At 47.5% G+C, this 12,710-nt stretch carries 7 protein-coding genes; 6 read left to right on the forward strand and 1 reads right to left on the reverse strand.

Going from position 1 to position 12,710, the window contains the following annotated elements:
• Positions 1 to 71: 71 nt before the first annotated feature.
• Positions 72 to 2,846: an AAA-like domain-containing protein gene (locus QUB14_RS21070; protein ID WP_333218684.1), complete on the forward strand. Its 2,775-nt coding sequence runs from the start codon at positions 72 to 74 to the stop codon at positions 2,844 to 2,846.
• Between the two features lie 284 nt (positions 2,847 to 3,130).
• Here QUB14_RS21070 and QUB14_RS21075 read toward each other — a convergent pair whose 3' ends face one another.
• Positions 3,131 to 3,595, reverse strand: a complete 465-nt coding sequence (locus tag QUB14_RS21075) for a COP23 domain-containing protein (protein WP_333218685.1) — start codon at positions 3,593 to 3,595, stop codon at positions 3,131 to 3,133.
• A gap of 334 nt (positions 3,596 to 3,929) precedes the next feature.
• On the opposite strand from QUB14_RS21075, the gene QUB14_RS21080 reads away from it, so the two are divergent.
• The 5 genes from QUB14_RS21080 (at position 3,930) to QUB14_RS21100 (ending at position 12,414) form a co-directional block, all read left to right on the forward strand.
• On the forward strand, positions 3,930 to 4,427 hold the full coding sequence (locus QUB14_RS21080) for an HNH endonuclease (protein ID WP_190659271.1): 498 nt from the start codon (positions 3,930 to 3,932) through the stop codon (positions 4,425 to 4,427).
• A gap of 235 nt (positions 4,428 to 4,662) precedes the next feature.
• On the forward strand, positions 4,663 to 5,940 hold the full coding sequence (locus QUB14_RS21085; RefSeq protein WP_333218686.1) for a bifunctional oligoribonuclease/PAP phosphatase NrnA: 1,278 nt from the start codon (positions 4,663 to 4,665) through the stop codon (positions 5,938 to 5,940).
• An 865-nt stretch (positions 5,941 to 6,805) separates the two neighbouring features.
• On the forward strand, positions 6,806 to 10,447 hold the full coding sequence (locus tag QUB14_RS21090) for a diguanylate cyclase domain-containing protein (RefSeq protein WP_333218687.1): 3,642 nt from the start codon (positions 6,806 to 6,808) through the stop codon (positions 10,445 to 10,447).
• A 93-nt stretch (positions 10,448 to 10,540) separates the two neighbouring features.
• A complete protein-coding gene (gene sixA, locus QUB14_RS21095) occupies positions 10,541 to 11,035 on the forward strand; it encodes a phosphohistidine phosphatase SixA (protein ID WP_333218688.1) in 495 nt (164 codons plus the stop codon).
• A 233-nt stretch (positions 11,036 to 11,268) separates the two neighbouring features.
• Entirely contained in the window at positions 11,269 to 12,414 is a 1,146-nt protein-coding gene (locus tag QUB14_RS21100; protein WP_333218689.1) for a citrate synthase, read from the forward strand.
• Positions 12,415 to 12,710 lie beyond the last annotated feature (296 nt).

Raw genomic sequence — 12,710 nt, forward strand, 5'->3', positions numbered from 1 at the left:
GCCTCACTTCTTCAGTCCGCGAAGGCAGATTTTGTTTGTATAGTAGCGGTTTCAACCGCCGAATAAGTTATATGAATTTTACCACAAAGCCCAGTTACTATCAAGTCGGTGGAAGTTTGACAAATAACGCTCCGAATTATGTCAAGAGGCAAGCCGACGACGACCTTTATAACGGATTGAAAGCCGGGGAATTTTGCTATGTTTTGAATTCCCGGCAAATGGGCAAATCTAGCTTGCAGGTGCGGACAATTCAGCGGCTGAGAAACGAAGGAATTGCTTGTGCTGCGATCGACATTTCGGAAATTGGCAACCGCGGCGTCACTCCCGAACAGTGGTATGCTGGTTTGCTACGTATTCTGGAAAATAACTTTAACCTGTCGGATATTGTCAACGTGCGGACTTGGTGGCGCGATCGCAATTTTTTAACCCCGGTTCAAAGATTGAGCGAATTCATCGAAGCCGTACTGTTACCCAACATTTCCAGCAATATTGTCATTTTTATTGACGAAATCGACAGCATTCTCGCCCTAGATTTTCCCGCCGACGATTTTTTAGCCTTAATTCGCTCGTGCTACAACAAGCGCGCCAACAATTCCCAGTTCGATCGCCTAACTTGGGCCCTCTTAGGCGTAGCATCGCCGACGGATTTGTGCCGCGAGAAAAATGCCAGCAGCAATACCCCTTTTAATATTGGCAAGGCGATCGAATTAACTGGTTTTGACGAAACAGAAGCTCAACCGCTAGCAGCGGGGTTGGCAGAGTTTACAAACTGCCCTAATCAAGTTTTGAGAGAGGTTTTGTATTGGACGGGCGGGCAGCCGTTCCTGACTCAAAAGCTGTGCAAACTATTGTTGGAAAATGCCGAATTAATCCCGAATTTACCCCCCCCAGCCCCCCCTTGCCAAGGGGGGGAGGAAGATGCAGCCCCTGCTTGGCAAGGTGGGGAAAAAGATAAAATTCACACTTCTCAAGAGTGGGTTGAGAAGGTAGTGCGCTTGAAAATAGTGGAGAATTGGGAATCTCAGGATGTCCCAGAACATTTGTCCACCATTCGCGATCGGCTTTTCAAAGAAAACCAGCGCATTGTCAGGAGACTGGGATTGTATCAGCAAATTTTACAACAAACTGAAATTGTCCCCGATGGTAGTGCCGAACAAATGGAGTTGCGATTAAGCGGATTAATCGTTAAGCGCGGGGAAAAATTAACAATTTCTAATCCTATTTATGAAGCTGTATTTAACAAAGAATTAATTGAAGAAAAATTAGAAAAACTCTCGCCTTACTCGGAAGCGATCAAACTCTGGCTAAATTCTAGCTGTGAAGATGATTCCCAACTGTTGCGAGGGAATGATTTGCAGTCAGCATTAGTTTGGGCGGCAGGAAAAAGTTTGAGAAACGAAGATTTTCAGTTTTTGACTGCCAGCCAGAAAGTTATTTTGAGCGACCAAAATCAACTGCTGCATTCAGCTACACTAGAAACCAAAAAAGCTGTCTGGGATGCCGAAAAAGCTTGGAGTGAAGCTGACTCTGCCAAACAAAAAGCCAAACAGTGGATCGGCATCGGTTCTGCGGTACTGGCAGCATCGTTACTGGCGGCGATCGGCTTTTCAACTCTCGCTTACCAGCGGTTTAAACTAGCACAAGCAAGTATTGAAATCGAACAAAATGGCAGCGATGCTTTATTGTTGGCTGTTTCTCAAAAGACAGAAAATAGCGAAGCTTTATCAGAAGCTTTACTGAGGGCGATCGCCTCCGGGAAAAAATTAAAAACCTTGGTTGAAAACAAACATAAGCTAGAACAATACCCGGCAACTAGACCGCTGTTAGCCTTACAAATTATTCTCGATAAAATTAGTGAAACACAGCAGCTCAAAGCCTCATTAAGTCCGCAAAGAAAGATAAATTGGCCCGCTCATAAAGGTGCAGTTACCAGCGTCGCTTTTAGCCCAAAGAGGCACATTTTAGCAACCGCAGGAATAGACGGTCGAGTTAGAATGTGGAACTTTTCCGGGCAAAAAATTGCTGAATGGAAAGCTTTACAGCAGTCAGTTAATATGGTAAGTTTTAGCCCGAACGGTAATTTTTTAGCGACCGCCGGAAGGGACAGCAGTGTTAAAATATGGAATTTATCAGGTAAAAATATTTCTACTTTGAAAGGAATTCAAGGCTCTGTTACCAGCATCAGTTTTAGTCCCGACGGAAAGTTATTAGCGGCGGCAGGGATAGACAGCTATGCTGCAATTTGGGATTTGTCTAAACTGCCACAATTAGTATCGTCTAGCCTGAAACTCCCAGGTCACAACGGCTTAGTGAGAAGCGTAAATTTTAGCCCAAACGGCGATTTTATAACGACTTTAGATGGCAAATCTACAGTGCGACTTTGGAATTTGTCGGGCAAGCTGAAAAAAACACTGCCTATTCAGGCAATTGGGCTCAGTTTCACTCCTGCTCAACACCAGTATCGCTTTGCTACAGTAACATTGAATGGCAAAGTTGGGCTGTGGAATCTGTCAGAAAAAGAATTAGTTAAGGAATTTCAAACCTTGCATTTTGATGCGAAATCAATTAGTTTTAGTCCCGACGGAGAACGGCTTGCTACAGTGGGAATTGACAAGACTGTACGGCTGTGGAATTTAGCGGGGCGGCAGGTTGCTCAATTTGAGTTCGAGGAGAATGTTGTTAGTGTCAGTTGGAGCCGAGATGGAAAGCAAATTGCTGTAGCTGGAAGCAACGGCACTGTCTGGTTGAGGCAGGTTGAAGGGTTAGAAGAATTGCTGAAGCAAAGCTGCAATTTTTTCACCACTCAACCGAAGTATTTTACAAGAGTTTCAACTATCTGCAAGTAGGGTCATACATGACTTTAGCACGTAGGACACAGCATTGCCCATAGGTGTCAACTTCACGTTAAACCGATAGTCCGACAGGGGTTGAAACCCCTGCCTCACAGCTAAAGTCCTCTCAAGAGGACTAATGAGTTCTTCAGTCCTCTTTGAGAGGACTTTAGCTATTAGACAGGGAATTCATTCCCTGGCGGACTGCCGGGTGAGCGGGAGGACTGGCAGACGAAAAGCTTAAGTTGACACCAATGGACATTGCCGTGTCTCTACCTGTAGCTAATAACTTATGACTATCAATTTACTTTAACAGGCGAAACACTTACATTAGGATTTGTAACTCTTTTTAAGAGTTCTTGTCGGGCTTGTTCGGGATTTTGACCTTTGGGTACTTGATATAATAATCTACAGGAACCGTCTTGAGGATTAGCTGCACAAATAATTAGTTGACCGGTGGTGGATGCACCTGCTGTGACAATATTGTCCCAGCTTCCTTGCGGTTGCGAGTTGTTGAGAATTCCTGAGACTCTGGTACACCGAGTAATCGCATCTTCTCCTGATTCATTGAAATAGTTATCAGCTAGCCACAAAATGACGGGAATATTTTTGCCTTGTTGGACAGCAATTGTAGCTGGGCGGCCGCCAGCAGCGCCGCAAAAGAATGAAGGCGCTTGGGCAAAGGCTGGACTGTTTGCTAAAATCGGAGCAGCAAGGGCAATAATTGACGCGCTCAAAGCAGACTTTAAGAGCCGAAATTTCATGAGCAGTAATAAGCTTTTTCATTTAAGGTTACTAATAGTCTAAAAAGTTAAACTGTTTGTTGCCGGGAAGATTAGGCATTTAGAGAAAAAAATAAAATTTATTTTGCAAATTTTTGCCGATCGCACACACTGGCCTCATCTAAGCCAAAACTCCGGGAAAAAAGCTCGCTGAGAAACACGGACGGCAGAAAATAGATGCAGCCATAGGGGGCGCAGGCGCGAAGGAATAGGGTAAAGGTGCGGTTTTTGCTGAGCCTCGCTCTTCCTGAAGCCGTCCCACCTAAAGTGGAACCTGTGTTAATATCGAAAAAAATATTCTCTTTAATAATCAACAATGGGCAATGTTCTGGTGCTGAACGCCTCCTACGAACCCCTTAACATCACCAATTGGCGAAGGGCGGTAGTTTTGTTGCTGAAAGGAAAAGCAGAACAGGTAGAACACAACGGGAAATTTATTGCGCCAAACTTCCCGCTACCAACTGTGATCCGACTGCGGCATTATGTCCGAGTTCCCTATAAAGATATTCCGCTGACCCGCCGGAACATCTTGCACCGGGATGCACACTCTTGTCAATACTGCAGTTATACGGGCGACGATTTAACCCTCGATCATGTAATTCCCCGATCGCGCGGAGGAGGCGACAGTTGGGAAAACCTCGTCACCGCCTGCGTCCGCTGCAATGTCAATAAAGGCAGCCGCACGCCAAAAGAAGCGGGAATGCCGCTGCGCTATCCGCCGAGGAAACCTCACAGCGGTCTTTATTTTGAAGTGACTAAACACGTTAAGAGCGGTATGCACAAAGAATGGCAAAAATATGTAATAGGCCTTTAAAACCCCTGTCAGCGCAAGCGCGGGGGTTTTTTGCAGGAGTTGTTAGTTATGAGATTGCTTCGTTCCTCGCAACACACACTCTCTGCATGAATTAAAAAATTAAAGAGAGAATTTACGCTCTTAAATCCGGTTTCTCGTCAGAAGTATTGGCTTTGACAACGAGGCATCTACAAAGAAACTGGGTTTAAGATAGAATGTCGCGCACATCCTGAAATAGTTAAATTGTTAATTTTTAATGATGAAAGACCACGCCCTTACCAATTCCGATGGAACATCGGGCAACCGCGAAGGTGAAGTTGATACCAGCAGCGAGGTTGTACCCGCAGCGAGTGCGCCTGCGAAACGGCGCAGCAAAGCCGAAGTTGCTTCCGAAGAGAACCGCGGCCGTCTCCGCGAGGAATTGCACGATCGCAAAGTCGAGCAATTGCGCCAAATGTTCGATCGGCACAAAGGCAATCGCCAATTAATATTACTGCAAGATTTTCCAGACCCCGACGCACTTTCAAGCGCTTGGACTTACAAATTAATTGCCGAACAGTACGATATCCAATGCGAGATTATCTACGCCGGCGCCCTCAGCCACCAAGAAAATATTGCCTTAGTTAAATTGACAGGGTTGCCGTTGCAGCGGTGGACGGTGGAAACATTAAAAACTAAGGATTTGTCGGTGTTTCAGGGTTGCGCTTTCATCGACAATCAAGGGACGACTTGTAATTTAACCGAGTATATTTTAGCGGCTGGAGTTCCGATCGCCGCCGTCATCGACCACCACAATTTGCAGGGGGAAATGAACGCAGAATTTATCGATTTGCGCCCTCAAATCCGCGCTACAGCCACGATTTTTGCCGAGTATTTACAGTCTGGACTTTTAGCTCTCGACGGCAGCGTCAGCCTGCACATCAAGTGCGCTACAGCTTTGATGCACGGTTTGCGATCGGATACGATCGCCCTCAGACAAGCTCAGGAGGAGGACTTTTTAGCTGCGGCTTATTTGAGCCGGTTTTACGACCCGCAGTTGCTGAATGCGGTGTTGCAGTCGTCTCGTTCTAAGTGGGTGATGGACGCGATCGAGCGATCGCTCAAACACCGCACTGTCCAGAACAATTTTTCGATCGCCGGCATCGGCTACCTCCGCTATGACGATCGGGATTCTATTCCCCAAGCGGCGGACTTTTTAGTAACAGAAGAGAACGTACATACAGCCGTTGTTTACGCAATTGTTCACGACAAAGATGAGGAGATTGAAGTAGTAATTGGGTCGCTGCGAACTAATAAACTGACTCTCGACCCCGACGAATTCATTAAAGAAGCCTTCGGTCAAGATGCTCAAGGACGCTTTTTTGGTGGTGGCAGAAGTCAAGCAGGAGGTTTTGAAATTCCGGTGGGATTTCTTTCGGGCGGGAATGAAAATAGCGATTATGCAAGGCACAAATGGGAAGTATTCGATGCTCAGATCAAGCAAAAGTTGCTTAAATTAATTAGTCCTAAAGACAATCCTGTTTACGATCATTAACTCGGCAGTTTTTAGGTGCGGTCTTGATTCCAACACCAGTCTGGAAATGCGATGCTGGGTTCGACCTCCGGTTGCTACCAGGTTTTGTCGCGTTTTTTTCTCGTTTCGGGCAAAATCTCAATTTGACAATCAGTCCTGCCCGCACTTCAACTCTCATCAACCTCGTTTTTTAACTCTTATTGATGGTTGGAACTCACGCCCAGCGCACCTCTGTCATGAACAGGCTTTCCGGTGGGTTCCAAAAAAATTAAATTTTCTTGTGGGTAGTAGGGGTCGGGCATGAGAACCCGGGCAGAAAAAGTTTATTGAAAATGGTGCAAGATGTCAGTTTGAACGAAGTAACGGGGTTGAAAAATCCGGTTAAGTTCTCAGGGCTAACACTAATAAATTTTATCCCCATTTTCCAAAAATACACACCAAAAAAATCGGGTATTTTAACTATTGTCAAGGGATGCAACGAAGAATTTTAGTAAAAAACCCGGTGTGGGAAAAAATTGAGTGGACTCTAGTTTACTAAACTTCACAACATAATTATTCAATTATAAAACTTCTACAGCGTTAATTTTTTGATATTAAATTATAAATTAGCTAACTCAATCATAATTTGTTATAGTTGGTGCAGGAGATTTCCGATCGTAATTAGAAAACAAACGCCGTAGAAAAGGCAAAATACATACAGGAGAGTTTAGATTATTGCCTAACTTCCCAAAAACAACGACTTGTAGTATTACCAATTTTTTTAACACAAGTCAAGTATTTTTTTAGATAAACCCAAAAACCGATTCTTATGATTGAAAAAAATATTAGATTTATTTGTTGCGGGGTAGAATAGTAACAAATAGCTTTAAAAAAAAGGAACACGGAGATGTCTACAAAACAGACTTTCTCTTGGTCGTTAGAGAAAATCATAGAAAAAAAATCTGAAATTGCACTTCAAATCAACGATTTCGTGGAGCTGGAGACAATGTTGCAATGTGCGCTAGAAGAAACCAGGGTGCTGCTGGAAACCGATCGCCTGATTATTTATCGCTTCCTACCAAAAGGAAATGGCGTAGTATGGGCTGAATCGGTTGATGCCCAGTGGCCGCGAATCGTAGGAAAACAGATTTACGCTCCTTGCTTGGAAGCTACCTGGGTAGAGCGTTACAGCCAGGGACAAACGAGCAGCATTTCTGATATTCCCAGCGCTCATCTTCAAGCTTGTTATGTAGAATTGCTCGATCGCCTCCAAGTTCAGGCAAATTTAGTTGCGCCAGTCTTGCTAGATGACAAACAGCAGCAATCTCCGAAGCTTTGGGGACTGTTGATTGCTCATCACTGCCGAAGTCGGCGTCAGTGGGAACCTCTCGACGTTCAGATCCTGCAACAGGTGGCAATGCACATCGGGTTGAGGATGCGGCACTTGGAATCTCACCGCCCGGTGCTGGGGCCAAATCAACCGCCGGAACTCGAAACAGAACCGAATCAAACTGATCCCAATACAGAAAGCGCGCCAAGAGTCCATCATCAAAATTGTCTACAACCAGAGTTTGCCTGTTCCCTGAGCGGGGATATTGTCCACCTCAAAGCCTTTGACTTGTTGCAAAACCCGATCTGGATATTTGATATTGAGGATTGGCAAATCCGGTGGGCCAACCAAGCATCCTTGTACCTGTGGAATGCTGCGACGCGGCAGCAACTCGCGAGCCGCAACTTTAGGGATATGTTGTCAGAGTCTACTCGGATTCGCTTGCAGGCCTATGTGCGACAGTTTGAGCAAGGCCAAACCTTGTCCGAGCAGTGGACGTTTTATCCGGGCGGTGAGCCTGTTTCTGTCGGCTGTCGGTGTTCTGGCATCAGGATTGATAATGGGCGTTTGGCAATCTTGGTCGAGGGTACGGTCGAAACCGCTCATCAAATCGAGCCGGAAACCCTGCGATCGATCGAGGCACTCCGACACACCACGCTCATGGTTTCGCTTTACACTCTCGAAGGTGTGCCGCTGCTGCAAAACCCGGCGGCCTTGCGCTGTTACGGGGAGGCGCTGCACCCTGGCTCTGCGACAGATAATGCTTTTCTGAGCCGCTTTGTTGACCCTCAGGTAGGAGAGCGAGCAATGGCAGTTCTTAAGTCCGGTGAGGTCTTTAGCACGGAAGCTCAAGTGATGACTCTGGCGGGAATTCGCTGGCACGGGATGGACGTGCGGTGTACCGACGACCCGGTAACAGGCAACCCGATGTTGCTCGTCAACGAAAAGGATATTACCGACCGCCAGCAGACAGAAACAGCCCTGCAAAAGAGTGAAACCCGGTTGTCAGAAGCCCAGCGGGTTGCCCGCATGGGTAGCTGGGAATGGGACGTGATTACGGATAAAATTACCTGGTCTCCCGAACTATTCGAGATTGTGGGACGATCCCGGGCCCTGGGCGAACCTACTTATGAAGAAAACCTGCTGCTTTACCATCCCGAAAGTGCCGAACAGCTACACCTGGTAGTTCAACGAGCGCTCACTCGCGGAGTGCCTTATCTATTGCGGCTCAAAATCCTGCTCCCGAATGGTTCTATCCGCCATATCGAAGCCAGAGGACAGGCCGAACTCAATGCAGAGGGACAAGTCATTCGGTTGTTTGGTACATCCCAAGACATTACAGATCTTGTTCAGGCGGAAACAGAACTCAGAGAATTGAGTACAGCTCTTGCTAATGCCGTCGAAGGCATCTCGCGGCTGGATATTTTCGGGCGGTACATCACCGTTAATCAAGCCTACGCGAATATAGCAGGTTATCAACCTGAAGAAATGGTTGGTATGAATTGGCAGAAAACAGTTCATCCCGACGATTGCCACAGGATGATGGCGGCTTATCAAAAAATGCTAGCCGAGGGCCGAGTGGAGGTTGAGGCCCGGGGTATCAGGAAAGATGGCTCGATCTTTTACAAGCAGGTGGTGCTTTTGGCAGCCTACGACTCGCAGGAGCGATCGATCGGGCATCACTGCTTTATGAAGGATATCAGCGATCGCAAGCAAGCAGAAGCAGCCTTACAACAAGAGTTCCAGCGTCTGGCTGTGGTGATTGCCACCCAACAGGAAATCGCCATCCGCAATCCTAACCTGGATGCAGTGATGGCGGTGATTACCGATCGAACTCAAAAATCGATCGGCGCCGATGGGGCCGTGATTGAAATGCTTGAAGGGGATGAGTTGGTGTATCGATCGGCGAGCGGTATCGCCAGCGCCTATGTGGGATTACGGATCAAAGTAGCGACAAGTTTATCGGGAAAATGTATTGCGACCGGCCAAATCATGCTTTGCCAGGATTCAGAAACCGATGCACGGGTGGATCGGGCTGCCTGTGAGCGCATTGGTATCCGGTCACTGGTGGTTGTTCCCTTGTTCTATCAGGACGATCGGGTTGGCGTCTTAAAAGTTGTTTCAGCTACACCCTGTGCCTTTACAGAGCCAGATATTCATACCTTACAACTGATGGCCGGGTTTCTGGCAAGCAGCCTGCATCTGGCTTCAGAGTTTGATGCCAAAAACATTCTCCTGAGTCAATTACAGGAAAGTGAGGAACGCTACCGTTCTGTGATTACTAGCATGACAGAAGGTGTCGTACTCCAGCTAGCAAACGGACAAATTACTGCGTGTAATGCTAGTGCCGAAAGAATTCTCGGGCTGACCCCCGAGCAAATGATGGGGCGCACATCCGTAGATTTAGAGTGGCGAATCGTTCGGGAGGATGGCCAACCGTTCCCGGGCCAACAGCATCCGGCAATCCTCACCCTACGCACGGGACAAGGGCGATCGAATGTGGTGATGGGCATTCACAAATCGGATAAAACGCTGACTTGGATTTCGATTAATTCTCAACCGCTGTTCCATCTCAATGAGTCTCAACCCTATGCAGTAGTGACGACTTTTGCTGATATTACAGAACGCAAGCGGGCAGATGAGATGCTAAGACACCGGGCGGAACGAGAAAGATTAATTGCTACGACAGATGGGTTAACACAAGTAGCAAACCGCCGCTGTTTTGATGAGCGATTGCAGTCGGAATGGCATAGGCTGATGCAGACCAAACAACAGCTTTCGTTGATTATGTTGGATGTAGATTATTTCAAGCGATATAACGATTGCTACGGACATCAAGCTGGGGATACTTGTTTGGTGAAAGTCGCGAAAGCCGGAGCAGCGGCGGTTAAGCGTTCCACCGATTTGTTTGTGCGGTATGGGGGCGAAGAATTTGCTGCTATCCTGCCGAGTACGGATGCTGCAGGGGCGATCGCGGTTGCTGAGTCGATGCGTCAGGCAATCCGAGATTTGGGAATCCCTCACGAGCAATCTGATGTGAGCTCGATCGTGACTGTGAGCATGGGAATTGCGACTGTGATTCCCTGCTGCGAAAAATCGCCGGATGAACTGATAGCCGCATCCGATCGAGCATTGTACGATGCGAAACGACAAGGGCGCGATCGCTACAGAAGCGCCAACCAGATGACGGCGCCAGATTTCAATGCAGTTGTAGAATAGGCAAAATATGTCGATCGCGCCAAACTTCACCCATAAGTTCGTAGGCGTAAGCCGGGGCGTAGCCATCGCACAGCTATCAAAAGGACAGCGACAGTGGATTTATATCTGATCCGTCACGGTATCGCAGCCGAGCCCGAAGAATATGATACAGACTCAGAACGCCCGCTGACTAAAGAGGGCAATCGTAAAACCCGGAAAATCGCCCAGCGGCTGTACGAGCTCGAAATTCAGTTTGACTTGATTCTCACCAGTCCCCTACTGCGGGCGCAGCAAACCGCCCAAATCCTGCAAACAGCCGATTTGAGTTCCAAAATAGAAGAATCCGGCGCCCTCGCACCTTCAGGAGAAATCGGAAACTGGCTGGAGTGGTACAAACAGTGGCAGGAAATAGGTAGCCGCAGCTTGGCCCTGGTGGGCCACCAACCAGACTTAGGCCACTGGGCAGAAACTTTGCTTTGGGCTCGATCGCAAGATGCCCTGATTCTCAAAAAAGCAGGTATCATCGGCTTAATCCTCCCGGAAATCGGCTCTCCAGTGGGCCGCAGCCAAATGTTTTGGCTAACTGCGCCCAAGTTTTTGCTGGGCTAGAAACAGCGAACCGCCCCGACATTAACAGGACGCGCCAGCCCTCTTAAACCCGCATTCTCGGGCGCCGAAACCGGGAAAAACGGGCGAAAATACGCAGCGGTGCGATCGGGCTGTCTGTTGAAAAACCCGGTTTCCCAAGCGCAATTAAATGATTATTTGTCAACACTGTGACACTATCTTCGTTTCTGGTAATGTACTTTTAGTAGATTGAACTCACACAAAACGGTATCGCAATGGTCGTCGGCGAATTCAAACCAGGTTTAGAAGGTGTTCCCGCCACCTTGTCCAGCATTAGCTACGTCGATGGACAAAAAGGGTTGCTGGAATATCGCGGGATTAGCATCGAGGAACTGGCACTCAAAAGCTCCTTTCTCGAAACTTCATATTTATTAATCTGGGGGGTACTTCCGACAAAGGAAGAACTCGAAGCTTTCGAGCATGAAATTCGCTATCACCGCCGGATCAAATATCGCATCCGGGACATGATGAAATGCTTTCCAGAAAGAGGACATCCCATGGACGCCCTGCAAGCTTCAGCGGCCGCCTTGGGCTTGTTCTACTCCCGCAGAGCTCTGGCTAACCCAGCATACATTCGAGAAGCTGTAGTGCGGCTGCTAGCTAAGATTCCCACAATGGTAGCAGCGTTCCAGCAAATGCGGCGGGGAAATGACCCGGTGCGACCGAGGGATGACTTGGACTACTCGGCTAACTTTCTTTATATGCTCAACGAGCAAGAACCCGATCCGCTGTTAGCTAGCATTTTTGACACTTGTCTGACTCTCCACGCTGAACATACAATTAATGCCTCTACATTTTCGGCAATGGTAACAGCTTCGACGCTGACAGACCCTTACGGGGTAATTGCTTCAGCAGTTGGCACTTTGGCGGGGCCGCTGCACGGGGGAGCTAATGAAGAAGTGATTGATATGTTGGAGCAAATTGGTTCGGTAGAAAACGTGCGGGCTTTTGTCGAGAAGAGCGTTGCAAATAAGGACAAAATCATGGGTTTCGGTCACCGAGTTTACAAGGTGAAAGATCCGAGAGCAACTATTCTTCAGAGGTTAGCGGAACAGTTGTTTGAGAACTTCGGCCACGACGATTATTACGACATTGCTGTCAAGTTGGAAGAAGTGGTTGAAGAGAAATTGGGTCACAAAGGAATTTATGCAAATGTAGATTTCTATTCTGGTCTGGTTTACCGAAAAATGGGAATTCCGCTGGACTTGTTTACGCCGGTTTTTGCGATCGCCCGTGTTGCTGGCTGGTTAGCCCACTGGAAGGAACAGCTAGAGGCAAACCGCATTTACCGCCCGACTCAAATATATACTGGGACTCACGGTGCTCCTTATATTCCGATGGAAGAAAGGTTGCCGTCCTAAAGGAAAATTATCAACCCAGATATGAAAAGGGCCAGAAGAATTGTTTTGCTTTTGTGAAGTGGTGAATTAAAAATTGCTTTCGCGTTGCGAGTCAGGAAGCAATCTCTGTCTGTCACGATCTGCCCTGCTGGGTTGTACCCCTCTTGTATGTTGTGGTGTTTGTTGGCGACAATAGTAAGAAGTGACGATTTTCAGGAACTCCGGTCCTCAGGCTTGCGGGTCTGAGGCTTTTTATTGCAATATTACGAATAGCTTTCGGTAGGTTGCTGCGCGCGCACCCTACTTGTATTTACGCT

The sequence above is a fragment of the Microcoleus sp. B3-D2 genome (assembly GCF_036705345.1).
Classification (GTDB): Bacteria; Cyanobacteriota; Cyanobacteriia; order Cyanobacteriales; family Microcoleaceae; genus Microcoleus.

What these genes read in the sequence shown, in the direction of transcription:
- QUB14_RS21100 (WP_333218689.1), top strand. Translation starts at nt 11,269, where the DNA reads ATGGTCGTCGGCGAATTCAAACCAGGTTTAGAAGGTGTTCCCGCCACC.
- QUB14_RS21070 (WP_333218684.1), top strand. Translation starts at nt 72, where the DNA reads ATGAATTTTACCACAAAGCCCAGTTACTATCAAGTCGGTGGAAGTTTG.
- QUB14_RS21085 (WP_333218686.1), top strand. Translation starts at nt 4,663, where the DNA reads ATGATGAAAGACCACGCCCTTACCAATTCCGATGGAACATCGGGCAAC.
- QUB14_RS21075 (WP_333218685.1), bottom strand. Translation starts at nt 3,595, where the DNA reads ATGAAATTTCGGCTCTTAAAGTCTGCTTTGAGCGCGTCAATTATTGCC.
- QUB14_RS21080 (WP_190659271.1), top strand. Translation starts at nt 3,930, where the DNA reads ATGGGCAATGTTCTGGTGCTGAACGCCTCCTACGAACCCCTTAACATC.
- QUB14_RS21090 (WP_333218687.1), top strand. Translation starts at nt 6,806, where the DNA reads ATGTCTACAAAACAGACTTTCTCTTGGTCGTTAGAGAAAATCATAGAA.